The sequence below is a fragment of the Bradyrhizobium sp. cf659 genome, assembly GCF_900113725.1.
In the GTDB taxonomy this organism is placed as follows: domain Bacteria; phylum Pseudomonadota; class Alphaproteobacteria; order Rhizobiales; family Xanthobacteraceae; genus Bradyrhizobium.
Map to the genome: position 1 here is coordinate 1 of NZ_FOQJ01000009.1, position 16,844 is coordinate 16,844.

Genomic DNA, 16,844 nt, shown 5'->3' on the forward strand with positions numbered 1-16,844 from the left:
CCAAGCCGGACGAGCATCCGTTCGAGGCCATGCTGCTCGAGCTCGGCATCAAACACCGCTACACCAGGCCATATCGGCCGCAGACCAATGGCAAAGTCGAACGCTTCTGGCGCACCCTCGATGAGGACGTCATCGAAGGCGCGACCTTCGACCATCTCGACCACTTCGCCAAAGAGCTGTTCGAGTACCTCCTCTACTACAACAACCACAGACCCCATCAGGCCTTGGCAGGACAAACTCCCAAGGCCTTCGCCGCTACCAAGACCACCGCGATCCAATCAGCGAATTATTGAACATCGACAGCAATGACGAGGTTGGGGCTGCATGGCACGCGACACACGCGCTGTCATCGCCCGGCTTGACCGGGCGATCCAGTACGCCGAGACGTCCGTGGTTTACTGAGGAGCCGCGGCGTACTGGATTCCCCGCCTGCGCGGGGAATGACGCTGAGAGCGGAGCAGCGCCGTCACCACCCTCAGAACAAACTGCCCTGATCCACCGGCTTGCCGACGCGCTTGGGCGCGGGCTTGGTGTCTTGTGCGGCCGGCTTCGGCTGCTGTGCGCGCTTTGCGGGAGGCGCCGGGCGATCCGCGTCCGTTGTCGCGCCGACACGTCCGTCCGCGAACTCGATCTCGACGCGCGCGCCGGGACCGACGCTGTCTGCCGAATGCACGGGATGACCGGCCTCGTCCCGCACCAACGCGAAGCCGCGGGCGAGCACGCCGCGGTATGACAACGCGGAGAGCAGCTTGCCGCTGTTCTCGACGCGGGCATCGAGCCGCTGCAGCAACGTGACGAGAGCGCGGTTAGCCCGCTCGGAAAGACGCTGCGTGCGCTCGCGCTGGCGGGCAATCGCGTTGCGCTGTGCCTGCGCGTTGGCGAGCTTCGAGGCGCGCAGGCGAACTTCCAGCCCGGCAAAGTGGTCGCGCCGCCGTCGCAGCAGCGAGCGTGCGGAGAGGCCGAGCCGTTCGCCGCACACGGTGAGCCGGTGATCGGCCTGCGAGATCTGCCCGTGCAGCACCCGCAGCGTCAGCTTGGCGCTGGCGGCGGTAAACCTGCGGAAATGCGCATGCGTGTTGGCCTTGAGGCCGCGGGGCAGCGACGCGCCCGCCGAATCCAGCCGTTGCCGCGGGATCGCCAGGAGATCGCCGGCCGCGGGCAGTGCGCGCGCAGCAGCACGCAGTTCGTTGCGGCGGCTTTCGTGGGCACGCTGCCAATAGGCGCGGGTGCGGCGGGCGAGATCGGCGACCTCGACGAACAGATCGCTGCGCACCGGCACCGCCATCTCGGCGGCCGCCGTCGGCGTCGGCGCGCGCTTGTCGGCGACGAAATCGATCAGCGTGATGTCGGTCTCGTGGCCCACGGCGGAGATCAGCGGGATCATGCTCTCGCTTGCTGCCCGCACCACGATCTCCTCGTTGAAGGACCAGAGGTCCTCCAGCGAGCCGCCGCCGCGCGCGACGATCAGCACGTCCGGCCGCGGAATCTTGCCGCCCTCCGGCAGCGCGTTGAAGCCGCGGATCGCCGCCGCCACCTGCTCGGCCGAGCCCTCGCCCTGCACCTTGACCGGCCACACCAGCACATGGCGGGGGAAACGGTCCTCGAGCCGGTGCAGGATGTCGCGGATGACAGCGCCGGTCGGCGAGGTCACGACGCCGATCACCTCCGGCAGCCAGGGCAGGAGCTGCTTGCGCGCCTCGTCGAACAGGCCCTCGGCGGCGAGCTTCTTCTTGCGCTCTTCCATCAGCGCCATCAGCGCGCCGATGCCGGCCGGCTCCAGCGCCTCGATCACGATCTGGTACTTCGAGGAGCCCGGATAGGTGGTGAGCTTGCCGGTGGCGATGACCTCGAGCCCCTCCTGGGGCTTGAAGCGCATCCGGCCGTGCACGCCCTTCCAGATCACCGCCTCGATCTTGGCGCTCTCGTCCTTGAGGGCGAAATAGCAGTGGCCGGAGGAGTGGGCGCCGCGAAAGCCCGAGATCTCGCCGCGGACCCGGACATGGCCAAAGGCATCCTCCACCGTCCGCTTCAGGGACTGTGAGAGCTCGGAGACGGTGAATTCTGGGGCGTTGAGCAGGGGTTCCGCGGGCGGCATCGGCAAACGATTCGGCATTTTGGGGTCAGGCCCGACGTTAAGGATTTTCGTCGTGCGGCGCCAATCCGGGGATTGATCGGGAGAGTACTCTGTTATATAGAGTTCTCTATTGATTGATGCATTCGAGGGAGTTGAGCCATGGCGATCCGGCTGCTGCGCGGCGTTTTGCGCGGACTGAAGTGGGCCCTGTGTGCGGTCGGCGCTGTGGCGCTGATCGTGGCCGCAATGATCGCAACGCCGCTGGAGCGGCCGCCTGAGATGCGGTCGGTCTCGGAGTCCGTGAAGCTCGTCGATTTCTCGACGCTGCCGCCGCTCGAGCGCTTTCAGGCCCGCGACGGCACCTGGATCGGCTATCGCCACTACACGCCGAATGGCCCCGCGACGGGCCACGGTGCGATCTTCATCCATGGCTCGTCCGGCTCCAGCGGCACCGTCAATCATGCGTTGACCCATGCGATCGCCTCGCGCGGGGTAGAGACCTGGGCACTCGACATCCGCGGCCATGGCGGCTCCGGCACGCGCGGCGACATCGGCTATGTCGGCCAGCTCGAGGACGACCTCGTCGATTTCGTCGCTCATTTGCGCAAGACGGCGCCCGACCTGCCGCTCACCCTGATCGGCCATTCCGCCGGTGCCGGTTTCTCGCTGCGCGTCGCCGCGACACCGATCATGCAGGACATGTTCGTGCGCACCGTGCTGCTCGCGCCCTATCTCGGCTACGACGCGCCGACCAACAGGCCGAGCAACGGTGGGTGGGTCAGTGTCGACATTCCGCGTTTCCTGGGGCTCACGGCGCTGCGCAAGCTTGGGATCGACTGCTGTGCGCAGCTTCCGGTGCTGGCCTTCGCCGTGCCGGCGAATTCAGCGAAGTACCTCACCTCCACCTATTCCGACCGCCTGATGCGCAATTTCGCGACGCGCGGCTATCGGCTCGATCTGCCGGCAACGACACGACCGATCACGATCATCGCCGGCGCCGAGGACGAGATGATGATCTCGGACAAATATGCCGAGACGATGCAGGCGGTGAAGCCGTCGGTGGACGTCAAGATCATCGGCGGCGTCAACCACATGGGCATGGTCACCAATCCGAAGGCGGTCTCCGTGATCGCCGAGGACGTGGCAACGCGCGGGGCAGGGCAGTCATGATCGACAGCAAGGAGGCGTCCGCGGCGCTGGCCGACATCGACGACATCGTCCAGCGCGTGAAGCAATCGCAGCTCTACGAGCTGGCGAGCCTCGCAGCGGTCTGGTGGGGCGTGTTGGTGTTCGCTGGCAATCTGGTGACCTGGCTCTGGCCGGTCTACGCGGTCTACGCCTGGGTCGCCGTGGACGCTCTGGGCGTCGGCGGTCTGGTTGCGCTGCGTGTGCTCAACCCGCCGCGTCATCCCCACGGTGCCAGCTTCGACGTCCGGCTGCTCCTGGTATTCGTGTTGTTCTTCGCCTTCGGCTATCTCTGCACCAACGTCGTCGGTCATTTCGGTCCGCGCCAGCTGGGTGCGTTCTGGCCGCTCTACTTCATGCTGTTCTACACCCTGGCAGGCCTCTGGTTCGGCTATGCCTTCGTGGCGATCGGTCTCGGCATCTCCGCGCTGACGCTGATCGGCTTTTTCACCATCGGCGAGGCGTTCCCGCTCTGGATGGCCTTCGTCAACGGTGGCGGGCTGATCCTCGGCGGCCTCTGGATGCGGCGGATCTAGCGAATGGCGGAGCTCGACGACATCATCCACCAGCCACTGCGGCTCAAGATCATGGCGGCGCTGAACGCACTGCCTGTGTCCGCTGGCCTCGAATTCGCGCGGCTGAAAAAGCTGACCGGCGCCACCGACGGCAATCTCGGCGCCCATATCGAGACCTTGGCCAAGGCCGGCTATGTATCCGTGGAGAAGGCCTTCGTCGGCAAGAAGCCGCAGACCACGGTGACCGCCACCGCTACCGGCCGCGGCGCCTTCGCGCGCCATGTCGCGACCTTGCAGGAGATCATCGCGGGGAAGCAGGGTTGATCGTCTGCGATGCCGATTATTGTGCCCTCTCCCCTTGCGGGAGAGGGCAGCGAGGACGGTAGACGCAGACTCACTAGGGTGAGGGGTTCGCTCCTCATCAAAAAGTCTTTCCGCGGATAGAGACCCCTCATTCGGCGCTTCGCGCCACCTTCTCCCGCAAGGGGAGAAGGGGGCAGCGCAAGCTTGCCCCGGAATGACGGGGAATTGGAATGGCGCCCCCTTGAGACGCGCCGCGATTCGTGCGACCTCCGCCCCCAGCAGACCCCTCTTTTCGAGCCTTCGATGCACATTCTCCTGCTTGGTTCTGGCGGCCGCGAACATGCCCTCGCATGGAAAATCGCAGCCTCCCCCCTGGTGACCAAATTCTGGTGCGCGCCCGGCAATGCCGGCATCGCGCGCGAGGCGGAGTGCGTGGCGCTCGACGTTGCCGACCACGCTGCCGTGATCGACTTCTGCAAAAAGAACGCGGTCGAGCTTGTGGTGGTCGGCCCGGAGACGCCGCTGGCGGCCGGCATCGTCGATGATCTCACCGCCGCCGGCATCAAGGCGTTCGGGCCGAGCGGGGCGGCCGCCCAGCTCGAAAGCTCCAAGGGCTTCACCAAGGCGCTGTGCACCGAATTCGGCATTCCGACCGGCGCCTACAAGCGCTTCACCAATGCCAAGGACGCGCGCGACTATGTCATCAGCCAGGGCGCGCCGATCGTGGTCAAGGCCGACGGTCTTGCCGCCGGCAAGGGCGTCGTCGTCGCCAAGACCGTGCGCGAGGCCGAGGACGCCATCGCCATGATGTTCGAGGGCGCCTTTGGCGAAGCCGGCGCTGAAGTCGTGATCGAGGAATTCCTGCCGGGCCGCGAGATCAGCTTCTTCGCGCTGTGCGACGGCGAGACCGCCATTCCGCTGGCCTCCGCGCAGGACCACAAGCGTGTGTTCGACCACGACGTCGGCCCGAACACCGGTGGCATGGGCGCCTATTCGCCGACGCCGCTGGTGACGCCGGCGATCCATGACGCGATCATGGCCAGGATCATCCTGCCGACGGTCACCGGCATGAAGCAGCGCGGCACGCCGTTCCGCGGAATCCTCTATGCGGGCATCATGCTGACGACGCAGGGGCCGAAATTGTTCGAGTTCAACGTCCGCTTCGGCGATCCTGAGTGCCAGGTCCTGATGCTGCGCATGATGTCGGACATTGTGCCGGCGTTCATTGCCGCCTGCGACGGGGAGTTGAAGCATTTCGATCTGCGCTGGTATCCGGAATCCGCGCTCACCGTGGTGATGGCGGCGAAGGGCTATCCCGGCGACTATCAGAAGGGCACGCGCATCGAGGGGCTGGAGGAGGCCGCCAAGGTCGACACCGTCGAGATCTTCCACGCGGGCACCGTCGCAAAGGACGGCGCGATCCTCGCCAATGGCGGCCGCGTGCTCAACGTCTGCGCGTTAGGGGCGACCGTGACGGAGGCGCAAGGCCGCGCCTATCAGGCCGTGGACCGCATCAACTGGCCGGAAGGCTTCTGCCGCCGCGACATCGGCTGGCAGGCGGTGGAAGCCGAGAAGGCCAGGGGCTGACAGGCTTTTTTCTGGAATGCGCGCACGGAACCTTGCGCCATCGCTCCGCCGCATCGACATTTCAAAAATGCGTAGTCGGCTGTTGGGCTTAGCGCCCTTCGCCGAGGACGCGTGGTACTGTGCATGGGGTTGTTTTCGACATTTTGGTTGGGAGCAGCTCCGGGACTGACCAGACAAGGATGCAAAAAGATGTCCGATCTCGCCGACCTCTATCCCGGCTTCGCCTCGGAATGGATCAACACCTCCCTCGGCCGTATCTTTGCCCGCGTCGGCGGCAAGGGACCGCCGCTGCTGCTGCTGCACGGCTTCTCCGAGACGCATGTGATGTGGCACCGCGTGGCGCCGCAGCTTGCCGACAAGTTCACGCTGATCATCGCCGACCTGCCGGGCTATGGCTGGTCCGACATGCCCGAGAGCGACGCGCTGCACATGCCCTACAGCAAGCGCGCGATGGCCAAGGCCATGGTGGAGGCGATGGAGCGCCTCGGCCACGTGCACTTCGCGCTGGCCGGCCACGACCGCGGCGGCCGCGTCTCCTACCGCCTCGCGCTCGACCATCCCGGCCGGCTGTCGCGCCTCGCCGTGCTCGATATCCTGCCGACCTATAATTACTGGGAGCGGATGAACCGCGCCTACGCGCTGAAGATCTATCACTGGACCTTCCTGGCGCAGCCGGCCCCATTGCCGGAGACGCTGATCTCGGGCAATGGAGAGTTCTTCCTGCGCTTCAAGATGGCGAGCCAGACCAGGTCCAAGACGCTCGATGCGATCGACGCGCGCGCACTGGAGCACTACATCGCCCCGTTCCGCGATCCCGCCCGCGTGCACGCGATGTGCGAGGACTACCGCGCCGGCGCCTATTTCGACTACGACCTCGACAAGGCCGATTTCGAGGCCGGCAAGAAGATCACCATTCCCATGCTGGCGCTGTGGGGCAATGCCGGCGTCGCGCAAGCCGCCGCGACACCGCTGGATACGTGGAAGCAATGGGCCACGAATGTCGACGGCATGCCGGTGGATTCCGGCCACTTCCTCACCGAGGAGAACCCCGACGTCACCGCGCAGGCGCTGCGCGAGTTCTTTTCGGCAGGTTGAGCGCGACGCTGCACGCCGCATACTCAACTGTCATCGCCCGGCTTGACCGGGCGATCCAGTACTCCGAGACGGATGTGATGGAAGCGATAGGCCGCGGCGTACTGGATGCCCCGCCTGCGCGGGGCATGACAGCGGAGTATGCGGCGCCCCTACCTCCGCTCCCGGAAGAACTCCCTGAGCAGCCGCGCTGCTTCGCTCTCGCCGACACCGGAATAGACGTCCGGCGCGTGATGGCAGGTCGGTGAGGCAAAGAACCGCACGCCGGATTCGACCGCGCCGCCCTTGGGGTCGGCGGCGCCGTAATAGAGTCGCCTGACCCTTGCAAAAGAGATCGCGCCCGCACACATGGTGCAGGGCTCCAGCGTCACGTAGAGGTCGCAGTCGACCAGGCGCTCGCTGCCGATCTTTTTCGCGGCCTCGCGCAGCGCGATGATCTCGGCATGGGCCGTGGGGTCGTAGTCGGTCAGCGTCCGGTTCGCCGCGGTGGCGATGACCTCGTAGTTGCGGACGACCACGCATCCGATCGGAACTTCGCCCGCCTTTCCGGCATTTTCGGCCGTTTTGAGCGCCAAATCCATGAAAGAGGGGGCTTTCAAGCCTCGTATCATCGCCAGAAACCTGCTAGTAGCTCCGCCTTCAGCAAGAGTGAATACCGGTTTTGCCTGAGCATGCGGCTCGGAACGAGCGCGCACACTGCTTTCTGGCCACCCCCTGAGTGAGATTATTCATGCCTCGCGACAGCGACAAAGACAACGATTCCCGCGGCCGGCGTGATCGCGGCCCGGCCAAGGGCCGGTCCGGCAAGCCGCGTGGCCCCGAGAAGAAGTTCGCCAAGCGCGGCCCTGAGGGCAAGGGCGACAGCCGCCCGCCCCGCGGCGACCGCGACAGCCGTCCGTTCCGCCGCCGCGAGGAGGGCGATGCGCCGCGCCGCGATTTCAGCGACCGTCCGCGCTTCAAGCGCGACGACCGCGGCGGTGACGAGCGCAGCTTCAAGCCGCGTGGCGACCGCCCGTTTTCCGATCGCACCTCGCGCGATGGCGAGAAGCGGCCGTTCAAGCCGCGCGGGGATCGCCCGTCCTATGGCCGTGACGACCGTCCGCCGCGCAGGGATCGCGACGATTCCCGCCCCGCCGGCCGGACCGGCGACAAGAAGTTCGGCGACAAGCGGCCCTACGCGCCGCGTGGCGACCGTCCGGAGCGCAAGTTCGACGGTGAACGGAAATTCTCGCGCGGCGCACCGGACCGCGGCGACCGTCCGCGCGATCGCGGCGAGCGCAGCGATTCGAAGCCGTGGCAGAAGCGCGATGCGGGTCCGCGCGGCGACCGGCCGCCGCGCAAGGATTTTGGCAAGGGGCCGCGCAAGGATTTCGGTGGCCGCGACCGCGGCGAGGACAAGCCCTGGCAGAAGCGCGAAGGCGGCGAGGATCGTCCCCGGTTCTCGCGTTCGCGCGACGATCGTCCCTCGGGCGACCGTCCGTTCCGCGAGCGGCCCAAGTTTGATCGTCCGAAGTTTGATCGGCCGAAGTTCGATCGCCCGCGCGATGATCGTCCAAAGTTCGATCGCCCCCGTCGTGACGGCGATGGCGAGCGCGGCGGCGACCGTCCGAAATTCAATCGCCCGCGCGAGCGCTCCGAAGGCCGCTCCGACTGGCACGAGCATCCGCGCAGCGAAGGCCGCTTCGGTGATCGTCCGCGCCGTGAAAACGAGGACGAGAGCAGGATCTTCGAGAAGCGCCCGGCGTTCGGCGGCCGCGGTGCCTATCGCGAGCGCGATCGGGATTTCGAGGGACGGCCGCGCCGCGAAGACGCGCCGAAGCCGAAGAAGGCCGGCGAGCGCATCGCCAAGGCGCTGGCGCGCGCAGGGCTTGCCTCGCGCCGCGACGCCGAGGAGATGGTCACGCAGGGCCGCGTTACCGTCAACGGCCGCGTCATCAATTCCCCCGCGCTCGACGTGACGCCGAACGACGTCGTCGCTGTCGACGGCAAGCCGTTGCCGCCGCGCGAGCGCACGCGGCTGTTCCTCTATCACAAGCCGCGCGGCCTCATGACCACGCATGACGATCCCGAGGGCCGTCCGACCGTGTTCGACAATCTGCCCGAAGGTCTGCCGCGCCTGATCAGTGTCGGCCGGCTCGACTTCAACACCGAAGGCCTGTTGCTGCTCACCAATGACGGCGGCCTCGCGCGCACGCTCGAGCTGCCGGACACCGGCTGGCTGCGCCGCTACCGCGTCCGCGCCCATGGCGATGTCACCCAGGCACAGCTCGACGAGCTCAAGGGTGGCATCGAGGTCGAGGGCGTCAAATACGGTCCGATCGATGCGACGCTGGAGCGCGACCAGGGCGCCAATGTCTGGCTGGTGTTTGCGATCCGCGAAGGCAAGAACCGCGAGGTGCGCAACGTCTGCGCCCATCTCGGGCTCGAGGTGAACCGGCTGATCCGCGTGTCCTACGGCCCGTTCCAGCTCGGCGAGGTCCCCGAAGGCCAGGTCGAGGAGATCAAGTCGCGCGTGCTGCGCGAGCAGCTCGGCGACAAGGTGATCGAGAAGTCGGGAGCGCAGTTCGACGTGCCGCAGAAAGCCGCTTCGACCGACGACGGCGCGCCGCGCGAGAAGAAGCCCGCCAGCAAGCGCGCGGTGATCAACGACCGCAAGGGCCGCCGCGTGCTGGTGCAGCGCACCGGCAGCGAGGAGGCGCGCGAGCGCAACGAGGCGGAGGCGAGCGGCTACGGCCCGCCGCGCCGTCCCAAGCGCGGCTATCACGGCAAGCGCGACTTGACGCCGAAGGAGGACTAGTTGCGCGTCGTCGGCGGTCGCTTGAAGGGGCGTAATCTCGCCTCACCGTCCTCGCGCGACATCCGCCCCACGGCGGATCGCCTGCGCGAGTCCGTGTTCAACATCCTCGTCCACGCCTATGACGATCCGATCGAGGACGCGCGCGTGCTGGATCTCTTCGCCGGCACCGGCGCGCTCGGCATCGAGGCGGCCTCGCGCGGCGCGAAGTTCGTGCTGTTCGTGGACAACGGTGCGGAGGCGCGGGCGTTGTTGCGCAATAATGTAGAATCGCTCGGCCTCGGCGGGGTGACAAAAGTCTATCGCCGCGATGCGACCGATCTCGGTCCCGCACATCCGGTCGAACCGTTCTCGCTGGTGTTCCTCGATCCACCCTATGGCAGGGGACTTGCGGACAAGGCGCTTGTGAGCTTGCGCGACGGCGGCTGGCTCACGCCGGGCGCGTTGCTGGTGGTGGAAGAGGCGAAGGCCGCGCAGTTTGCGACGCCTGATGGCTTCGAGGAATTGGAGCGGCGGGCTTATGACGACACGGAGTTCGTGTTTTTGAAGGGGCGGTAGCATCGTGTTCGGTGCGTAGGGTGGGTTAGCCGAAGGCGTAACCCACCGCTGTCTTTCTCAGCGGAAACAGAAAGAGGTGGGTTACGCTGCGCTAACCCACCCTACACGTTCGAGGCCTACCGCCGCCCGAACAGCTTCTCCACATCCGACAGTTTCAGCTCGACATAGGTCGGCCGGCCGTGATTGCACTGGCCGGAGTTCGGCGTCTCCTCCATCTCGCGCAGCAGGGCGTTCATCTCCTCGGGCCTGAGCCTGCGGCCGGCGCGCACCGAGCCGTGGCAGGCCATGGTGGCGGCGACGTGCATCAGGCGGCGCTCCAGCGGCAACGCTTCGTCCCATTCGGCCATGTGCTCGGAGAGATCGCGCAAGAGCCCGCCCGCGTTGGTCTTGCCGAGCAGCGATGGCGTCTCGCGCACGGCGACCGCGCCGGGGCCGAAGGACTCGATCGCAAGCCCGAATGAGGCAAGCTCCTCGCTGCGCTCGAGCAAGCGCTCCACCGTGGCCTCGTCCATCTCGACGATCTCGGGGATCAAGAGGATCTGCCGCTGCACGCCGTTGGCGGCCAGCGAGGCCTTCAGCCGCTCATAGACGATGCGTTCATGTGCGGCATGCTGGTCGACGATGATGAGGCCGTCGCGGGTCTGCGAGACGATGTAGGTCTCGTGGATCTGAGTGCGCGCGGCGCCGAGCGGGCGATCGACGAGGTCGCCGACGGGCTGCGTCTCGAACCGCACGTCCGCACTGGGCGCCCCGACGTCGAACGCCGCCTGTGCGCGCTCGGCGAAGGCCGGCGCTGCCGATCCGTCGAATGACGGCATCGGCGCGACCGGCGCGGACGGCGAGGCCCGCCAGTCCCAGCTTGCCGGACGCGGCGGCGTGAAGGCGGGGCGGAACGAGGACAATGCGCTCTCGCCGCTGTTGGCGGCGGTGCGCCTGCCCTCGCGTGCGAGCCCTTCCTTCAAGCCATGCACGATCAGCGCGCGCACGAGGCCGGCGTTGCGGAAACGGACCTCGGTCTTGGCCGGATGCACGTTGGCGTCGACCTCGCGCGGGTCGAGCGTGACGAACAGCGCCACCACCGGATGACGGTCGCGCGGCAGATAGTCGGAATAGGCCGCGCGCACCGCGCCGAGGATCAGCTTGTCGCGCACCGGACGGCCGTTGACGAAGAGATATTGCCCGAGCGCGTTGGCTTTCGTCAGCGCAGGGGCTGCGGCATAGCCGGAAACGACGACGCCCTCGCGCTCGGCATGGACCTCGATGGCGTGGCTGCGGAATTCCGCGCCGAGGATGTCGCCGAGCCGTGTCAGCCGTCCGGCGGCGCCCGGCAGGGCGGCGGCCCAGGTCACGGGCGCGCGCTCCTCGCCCGCGAGCGTGAAGGCGACGTCCGGCCGCGCCATTGCGAGGCGCCGCACCACCTCGCGGATCGCCTCGGCCTCGGTGCGATCGGTCTTGAGAAATTTCAGCCGCGCCGGCGTGGCGTAGAAGAGGTCGTTGACCTCGACGCGGGTGCCATGCGCGAGCGCCGCAGGCATGATCTCGGACTTCGCGCCGCCCTCGACGGTGAGCGCCCAGGCATGCGGCTCGCCGGCATGGCGCGTGGTGATCGAGAGACGCGCGACGGAGCCGATCGAGGGCAGGGCCTCGCCGCGGAATCCGAGCGTGCGGATCTGGAGCAGGTCCTCGTCGTCGAGCTTGGAGGTGGCGTGGCGCTCGACCGCGAGCGCGAGGTCCGTCGCCGTCATCCCGCTGCCGTCGTCGGTGATGCCGATCCGCCGCCGGCCGCCGCCATCGGTGAAGACGTCGATCCGGCTCGCGCCGGCGTCGATTGCGTTCTCGACCAGTTCCTTGACCACGCTCGCGGGCCGTTCGACGACCTCGCCGGCGGCGATGCGGTTGACGACTTGCTCTGGAAGCTGGCGGACGGGCATGGGCTCGGATCTTGGATTCGCGAACGGCGTGATCTTAAGCCGTGTTGCGTCAAAAGCATGTGTTGAGCAACAGGAACGTGGCGGGCTGGGGAAGAGGGATATCTATCACATTGAAGATATTGGACGTTCGAGAAAATCGCGCAAGCGGGATGGACCGGTCTCCGGCTGCCGTCCTGATTGTGGGGTGCCGGGCCGCGGTGTAGCATCGTGAAAAAACGGCAACAGGACGGGAGGACGCCATGTGCCATCTCTTCGCGCACCAGCCCCAACGCGACTACGAATCCCAGACCCGCTCCTTGCGGATCGACGGCCACTGCACCTCGATCCGGCTGGAAATGGCGTTCTGGGACACGCTGGAGGAGATCGCTGCCAGGGAGAACATGAGCCTCGGCAAGTTCCTGACCACGCTCTACAACGAGGTGCTCGACCATCACGGCGAGGTCAACAATTTCGCCTCGCTGCTGCGCTGCTCCTGTCTGATCTATCGATCCAGGAGCGTGGCGCCGGTGCAGGAGTTCAAGGCCACGGTGGCGCCCATTCTCGACGCGGCTGAATAGCCCCCGATGTCGTCCTGGCGAAAGCCAGGACCCATACCGCGGAATCTATCGATGATCCGCGGTATGAGTTCCGAACGACGAGTCCTCGCCAAATGTCTCCCTGGGCTAATGGGTCCTGGCTTTCGCCAGGACGACGACCGAGAGTGCAGTCAGATCAGATCTCCTTCTTCTGCATCGCACCGGCGATGTAATCCGCCTGCCGGATCGCCAGCGCGACGATCGTCAGCGTCGGATTGCAGGCCGCACCGCTGGTGAACTGGCTGCCGTCGGAGACGAACAGGTTCTTCACGTCGTGGCTCTGCCCGAACTTGTTGACCACGCCGTCCCGCGGCTTCTCGCTCATCCTGTTGGTGCCGAGATTGTGCGTGCTCGGATAGGGCGGCGTCGGATAGGTCACGGTGGCGCCGACGGCGTCGTAGACCGCGGCGCCCTGCTTGTAGGCGTGCGCGCGCATCGCGACGTCGTTGGGATGATCGTCGAAATGCACGCTCGCGACCGGCTGCCCGAACTTGTCCTTCACGACGGGATCGAGCGTGATGCGGTTGGTCTCCTGCGGCATGTCCTCGCCGACCAGCCACATGCCGGCCATCCGCGGATAGCCGTCGAGCGCTGACGTGAACGGACGGCCCCAGGCGCCGGGATTGAGGAACGCCGCCATGAACGGCAGTCCGATCGACAACGTCTCCATCTCATAGCCGCCGACGAAGCCGCGCTTCGGATTGTTGGCAGCCTCGTCGCGAATGATGCCGGCCATGGTGGTGCCGCGATACATGTGCACCGACTTCTCGAACACGGCGTAGACGCTGCCGGTCATGTGCCGCATGTAGTTACGCCCGACCTGTCCCGACGAATTGGCGAGGCCATCCGGGAACGTGGTCGAGGCGCTGTTGAGCAGCAGCCGCGGGCTCTCGATCGAATTGCCGGCGACCGCGACGATACGTGCCTTCTGGCGTTGCATTGCGCCTGTTGCGTCGGCGTAGACCACACCGGTGACCTTGCCGCCGGCGTCATGCTCGATCTTGACCGCCATGCTGCTCGGCCGTACTTCGAGATTGCCGGTCGCCTCGCCCTTGGGGATCTCGGTGTAGAGCGTCGACCATTTCGCGCCGGACTTGCAGCCCTGGAAGCAGAAGCCGATCTGCTGGCAGGAGCCACGCCCGTCGCGCGGCTGGCTGTTGATCGCCATATTGCCGGTGTGCACGGTCTTGTAGCCGAGCTTCTTCGCACCGGCCTCCAGCACCTTGAAGTTATTGTTGCCGGGAAGTCCGGGAATGCCGTTGGTGCGGGTCACGCCCATCTTGTTCTCGGCCTTGGCGTACCATGGCTCCATCTCCGCCAGCGTCACCGGCCAGTCCAGCAAATTGGCGCCGGGAATGTTGCCATAGGTGCTCTTCACCCTGAACTCGTGCTCGTCGAAGCGCAGCGAGGCGCCGGCCCAATGCACGGTCGAGCCGCCGACCGCCTTGACGATCCAGGCGGGGAGGCCCGAAAAGTCCTTGGCGACGCGCCATGTCCCTGAGGTGGTGCGGGCATCGGTCCAGGCGAGCTGGGAAAAACTCTCCCACTCGTCGTTGATGAAGTCCTGGTTCTCGATGCGGGGACCTGCTTCGAGAATGACGACCTTGACGCCCTTCTGCGCGAGCTCGTTGCCCAGCGTGCCGCCGCCGGCACCGGAGCCGACGATCACCACAACGCTGGAGTCGTTCAGATCGAATTTTGCCATATGCGTTCTCCTGAACCGTTGTGTGGCGATTTAAGCCTTCGGCAGCCAGTCGATGTCGGCGAAGCCGCGGTTGATGTAGCCGCCGTGCTCGGCGGAGGAGCCCTCGTAGCCGAACCGCGGCCAGACCTCCTTCTGGTTGTAGAGCGACACGATGAGGTCGCCGCGCACCTTCTGGAAGAAGTCGCTCTGCTCGATCTCCTTCAGCAGCACCACGCGGTCGGCTTCCCAGGGCACTTCGGCGTAAGCCAGCTTGTGGCGATCCCGCGCGTTCTGATCGAGCCGCGCGATGCCGTCGCTGATCAGCGCCTTGACGGCCGGATCCTTGGCCGCCTTGCCGTCCCACGGCTTGATCGCGGTGATGTAGTAGCTGTCGCCGAGCACGTCGTGCGGATAGATGTCGCGCGCGACCTTCAGGAGCGTCTTCATCGTCGCCGGCGACAGTGCGGTGGAATCATCGGCCCAGGCGCCCTCGATGCTGACGGCGACGCTGGTTGCGACGGCCGCGACCGGCACGGCCGTCGCCGCGCCCTTGAGAAAGACGCGGCGGCTGTGCTTGCTTCGACGATCGACTTCTCTCATGGCATTCCTCCGTATTTTTGTGATCTGGATTTTTGTGAGTTGGTCAGTTGAAACGTCCGCCTCGCTGGATCACCTCGATCTTGTAGCCATCGGGATCGGTGACGAAGAAGAAGCGCGCCAGCGTCCTGCTGTCGTGCTTGAAGTCGCGTAAGGGGCCCGGTGCGAGCTTCTCGCGCGCGAAGCGGGCATGCTCGGCATCGAGATCGTCGACCACCACGGCGAGATGGCCGTAGCCGTCGCCGAGCGCGTACGGCTCCTTGCGATCGAAATTCACCGTCAGCTCCACCTCGAAAGGTGAGGACGGGTGACGCAGATAGATCAGGGCAAAATCCGAGAACTTCAGGTGGTCGGCGACTTCGAGGCCGAAGGCGCGCTGGTAGAAGTCGAGTGAGCGCGCCTCATCCAGCACGCGGATCATGGAATGGACGGGCTTGGCCATTCAGTTCAGCTCCTTGAGGTAGGTGATGATGGCGGCGCGCGTCTCCGGCTTTCCCTGCCGGTAGGCCATGACGACGCCGGGAATGACGGCTTGCGGATTGGCCAGCCACGCGTCGAGCCGGGTCTCGTCCCAGGTGAAATCAGCTCTCGCGAGGCCGTCCGAATAGTGGAAGCCTTCGACCTTGCCGGCAGTCCGGCCCACGATCTTGACCAGCGGCGGACCTTGTCGCATCGGTTCCGACAGGCTCAAAGTGTGACACACCGCGCATTGCTGCTTGAACAGCGTCGCGCCGTCCGGCGGCTTCGCAGCCGGCAAGGGCATCTGCGCGTCGGCAACCCGCACCACCAGCACCACTGCGGTGCACAATCCCAGCACGACTGCGCGCATCGCCAAGAGCTCGCCCATCCACGCCAAATTCAGCGTGCACAAACTCTAGGCGCCGCCAAACATGCGGTGGTAGTAGCGGGCTGTTTCGCCGCAAGCGGCGATGCTCGCCGGGTGCGTTGTTCCGCGCTGCCGCATATGCGGAGGACAATTCCGCGAAACCGCCTCGAAATCCCTAAACGATCACCACACGAGGCGGCTTGCATCGCGATCGCGCCGTTCGAACTCTCTATGCGATGAACCGGTCCGGTGCAGGCGGACGGCGCAGGACGCAGCCGACCCGGTCATCGCAAAAAATCCAGGAGAAATGGATGAAGTTGGTGAAGACCTCTGCAATCGCATGCGCTCTTGCGGCCCTGATTGCGACGCCCGTTTTCGCGCAAGGCACGTCATCTGGCACCAAGCCCGGCGGCACCCTGCAAAGCAAACCCATGCAGGGGGGCGCGTCAGCCAGCGAAGATGAGGATCTCGGCACGCAGCAGGGCGCTGCGGGTGAGAAGGTCGGCATGAAGTCGACCAAGGGAACGAAGGGCGCGGTCGGCACAACGGGAAGCGCAGCGCACAAGGGGACGGTCGACGATTCCGCCTCGGGCAGTCCCGCCACCGGCAAGCGCTACTGACACCGGAACGTCAGCCTGCAAACCTCCGGTCGCTCGGCGGCCGGAGGTCTTTGCCCATTCAATCGTCGAAACTCCGGCCGCGTCCGGCCTTGACGTCGCTGCGACGCTTCTTGCCGTCGAGGCGGCGCTGCTTGGAGCCAAGGGTCGGCCGTGTCGCGCGCCGTGGCTTCGGCCGTATCATGGCCTCGCTCAGGATCTCGACGAGCCGGTCGATGGCGTCCTGGCGGTTGCGTTCCTGGGTGCGGAAGCGCTGCGCGTGGATCACGATCACGCCGTCCTTGGTCATGCGCTGGCCCGCGATGCGGGCGAGCCGGATCGTTGCATCCTCCGGCAGGGTCAGCTTGCGCGTGTCGAAGCGCAGCTGGGCCGAGGTTGCGACCTTGTTGACGTTCTGCCCGCCGGGGCCGGAGGCGCGGACGAAGCCGATCTCGATGTCGTCCTCGTCGATGACGAGATCGCGGGATATCCGCAGCATGATGGCACCATTCGTGATGTCCGGACAT

At 66.2% G+C, this 16,844-nt stretch carries 17 protein-coding genes and 2 pseudogenes; 11 read left to right on the top strand and 8 right to left on the bottom strand.

Annotation, left to right across the window (positions count from 1 at the left end; genetic code table 11):
• Both BM118_RS42780 and BM118_RS42785 read left to right on the top strand, forming a co-directional pair.
• Positions 1-123 (top strand): annotated as a pseudogene (locus BM118_RS42780) (integrase core domain-containing protein); the annotation flags it as partial.
• Positions 105-293, top strand: a pseudogene (locus BM118_RS42785) (IS3 family transposase); the annotation flags it as partial. The pseudogenes BM118_RS42780 and BM118_RS42785, both read left to right, overlap by 19 nt.
• A 182-nt stretch (positions 294-475) precedes the next feature.
• Here BM118_RS42785 and xseA read toward each other — a convergent pair.
• Entirely contained in the window at positions 476-2,113 is a 1,638-nt protein-coding gene (xseA, locus tag BM118_RS28950) for an exodeoxyribonuclease VII large subunit (RefSeq protein WP_092189732.1), read from the bottom strand.
• A 120-nt stretch (positions 2,114-2,233) separates the two neighbouring features.
• Between xseA and BM118_RS28955 the strand changes: the two genes are divergently transcribed.
• The 5 genes from BM118_RS28955 (at position 2,234) to BM118_RS28975 (ending at position 6,759) form a co-directional block, all read left to right on the top strand.
• A complete protein-coding gene (locus BM118_RS28955; protein WP_177234794.1) occupies positions 2,234-3,244 on the top strand; it encodes an alpha/beta hydrolase in 1,011 nt (336 codons plus the stop codon).
• Positions 3,241-3,795, top strand: coding sequence for a hypothetical protein (locus BM118_RS28960; protein WP_092189735.1), 555 nt, complete (start codon positions 3,241-3,243; stop codon positions 3,793-3,795). Before BM118_RS28955 ends, BM118_RS28960 begins: the two co-directional genes overlap by 4 nt.
• Before the next feature lie 3 nt (positions 3,796-3,798).
• On the top strand, positions 3,799-4,098 hold the full coding sequence (locus tag BM118_RS28965; protein WP_092189737.1) for a winged helix-turn-helix domain-containing protein: 300 nt from the start codon (positions 3,799-3,801) through the stop codon (positions 4,096-4,098).
• 282 nt (positions 4,099-4,380) lie between these two features.
• On the top strand, positions 4,381-5,664 hold the full coding sequence (purD, locus tag BM118_RS28970; protein ID WP_092190201.1) for a phosphoribosylamine--glycine ligase: 1,284 nt from the start codon (positions 4,381-4,383) through the stop codon (positions 5,662-5,664).
• A gap of 189 nt (positions 5,665-5,853) precedes the next feature.
• Entirely contained in the window at positions 5,854-6,759 is a 906-nt protein-coding gene (locus BM118_RS28975; RefSeq protein WP_092189739.1) for an alpha/beta fold hydrolase, read from the top strand.
• Between the two features lie 149 nt (positions 6,760-6,908).
• Here BM118_RS28975 and BM118_RS28980 read toward each other — a convergent pair whose 3' ends face one another.
• Entirely contained in the window at positions 6,909-7,367 is a 459-nt protein-coding gene (locus BM118_RS28980; protein ID WP_041954073.1) for a nucleoside deaminase, read from the bottom strand.
• Positions 7,368-7,486: 119 nt separating this feature from the next.
• Here BM118_RS28980 and BM118_RS28985 point away from each other — a divergent pair, with 119 nt between their 5' ends.
• Together BM118_RS28985 and rsmD are read left to right on the top strand one after the other, a co-directional pair.
• The gene (locus BM118_RS28985) at positions 7,487-9,553 is read left to right on the top strand and encodes a pseudouridine synthase (RefSeq protein ID WP_177234795.1); all 2,067 of its coding nucleotides are present in this window, start codon (positions 7,487-7,489) and stop codon (positions 9,551-9,553) included.
• Entirely contained in the window at positions 9,554-10,108 is a 555-nt protein-coding gene (gene rsmD, locus BM118_RS28990) for a 16S rRNA (guanine(966)-N(2))-methyltransferase RsmD (RefSeq protein WP_092189743.1), read from the top strand.
• Between the two features lie 116 nt (positions 10,109-10,224).
• On the opposite strand, the gene mutL is transcribed toward rsmD, so the two are convergent.
• On the bottom strand, positions 10,225-12,039 hold the full coding sequence (mutL, locus tag BM118_RS28995) for a DNA mismatch repair endonuclease MutL (protein WP_092189745.1): 1,815 nt from the start codon (positions 12,037-12,039) through the stop codon (positions 10,225-10,227).
• Between the two features lie 239 nt (positions 12,040-12,278).
• Between mutL and BM118_RS29000 the strand changes: the two genes are divergently transcribed.
• Positions 12,279-12,596, top strand: coding sequence for a ribbon-helix-helix domain-containing protein (locus BM118_RS29000; RefSeq protein ID WP_092189747.1), 318 nt, complete (start codon positions 12,279-12,281; stop codon positions 12,594-12,596).
• Between the two features lie 154 nt (positions 12,597-12,750).
• On the opposite strand, the gene BM118_RS29005 is transcribed toward BM118_RS29000, so the two are convergent.
• The 4 genes from BM118_RS29005 to BM118_RS29020 are packed head-to-tail and all read right to left on the bottom strand — an operon-like array spanning position 12,751 to position 15,724.
• On the bottom strand, positions 12,751-14,319 hold the full coding sequence (locus BM118_RS29005) for a GMC family oxidoreductase (protein ID WP_092189749.1): 1,569 nt from the start codon (positions 14,317-14,319) through the stop codon (positions 12,751-12,753).
• 30 nt (positions 14,320-14,349) lie between these two features.
• Positions 14,350-14,898 carry a Twin-arginine translocation pathway signal gene (locus BM118_RS29010; RefSeq protein ID WP_092189751.1) on the bottom strand — a complete coding sequence of 183 codons (549 nt, stop codon included), beginning with the start codon at positions 14,896-14,898 and terminating at the stop codon, positions 14,350-14,352.
• 43 nt (positions 14,899-14,941) lie between these two features.
• Complete coding sequence (locus BM118_RS29015) at positions 14,942-15,337, bottom strand: VOC family protein (RefSeq protein WP_092189753.1); 396 nt, start codon at positions 15,335-15,337, stop codon at positions 14,942-14,944.
• A complete protein-coding gene (locus BM118_RS29020; protein WP_177234840.1) occupies positions 15,338-15,724 on the bottom strand; it encodes a c-type cytochrome in 387 nt (128 codons plus the stop codon). It abuts the gene before it with no gap.
• A 308-nt stretch (positions 15,725-16,032) separates the two neighbouring features.
• Here BM118_RS29020 and BM118_RS29025 point away from each other — a divergent pair, with 308 nt between their 5' ends.
• Positions 16,033-16,341: a hypothetical protein gene (locus BM118_RS29025; RefSeq protein ID WP_177234796.1), complete on the top strand. Its 309-nt coding sequence runs from the start codon at positions 16,033-16,035 to the stop codon at positions 16,339-16,341.
• Positions 16,342-16,399: 58 nt separating this feature from the next.
• Here BM118_RS29025 and arfB read toward each other — a convergent pair whose 3' ends face one another.
• Positions 16,400-16,816 carry an alternative ribosome rescue aminoacyl-tRNA hydrolase ArfB gene (gene arfB / locus BM118_RS29030; RefSeq protein ID WP_092189759.1) on the bottom strand — a complete coding sequence of 139 codons (417 nt, stop codon included), beginning with the start codon at positions 16,814-16,816 and terminating at the stop codon, positions 16,400-16,402.
• Positions 16,817-16,844: the final 28 nt, after the last annotated feature.

Coding starts and splice junctions, on each gene's coding strand:
- mutL (WP_092189745.1), bottom strand. CDS start 12,039: ATGCCCGTCCGCCAGCTTCCAGAGCAAGTCGTCAACCGCATCGCCGCC.
- arfB (WP_092189759.1), bottom strand. CDS start 16,816: ATGCTGCGGATATCCCGCGATCTCGTCATCGACGAGGACGACATCGAG.
- BM118_RS28975 (WP_092189739.1), top strand. CDS start 5,854: ATGTCCGATCTCGCCGACCTCTATCCCGGCTTCGCCTCGGAATGGATC.
- BM118_RS28955 (WP_177234794.1), top strand. CDS start 2,234: ATGGCGATCCGGCTGCTGCGCGGCGTTTTGCGCGGACTGAAGTGGGCC.
- BM118_RS28960 (WP_092189735.1), top strand. CDS start 3,241: ATGATCGACAGCAAGGAGGCGTCCGCGGCGCTGGCCGACATCGACGAC.
- BM118_RS28980 (WP_041954073.1), bottom strand. CDS start 7,367: ATGATACGAGGCTTGAAAGCCCCCTCTTTCATGGATTTGGCGCTCAAA.
- BM118_RS29010 (WP_092189751.1), bottom strand. CDS start 14,898: ATGAGAGAAGTCGATCGTCGAAGCAAGCACAGCCGCCGCGTCTTTCTC.
- xseA (WP_092189732.1), bottom strand. CDS start 2,113: ATGCCGAATCGTTTGCCGATGCCGCCCGCGGAACCCCTGCTCAACGCC.
- purD (WP_092190201.1), top strand. CDS start 4,381: ATGCACATTCTCCTGCTTGGTTCTGGCGGCCGCGAACATGCCCTCGCA.
- BM118_RS29020 (WP_177234840.1), bottom strand. CDS start 15,724: ATGCGCGCAGTCGTGCTGGGATTGTGCACCGCAGTGGTGCTGGTGGTG.
- BM118_RS29005 (WP_092189749.1), bottom strand. CDS start 14,319: ATGGCAAAATTCGATCTGAACGACTCCAGCGTTGTGGTGATCGTCGGC.
- BM118_RS28985 (WP_177234795.1), top strand. CDS start 7,487: ATGCCTCGCGACAGCGACAAAGACAACGATTCCCGCGGCCGGCGTGAT.
- BM118_RS28965 (WP_092189737.1), top strand. CDS start 3,799: ATGGCGGAGCTCGACGACATCATCCACCAGCCACTGCGGCTCAAGATC.
- BM118_RS29015 (WP_092189753.1), bottom strand. CDS start 15,337: ATGGCCAAGCCCGTCCATTCCATGATCCGCGTGCTGGATGAGGCGCGC.
- BM118_RS29000 (WP_092189747.1), top strand. CDS start 12,279: ATGTGCCATCTCTTCGCGCACCAGCCCCAACGCGACTACGAATCCCAG.
- BM118_RS29025 (WP_177234796.1), top strand. CDS start 16,033: ATGAAGTTGGTGAAGACCTCTGCAATCGCATGCGCTCTTGCGGCCCTG.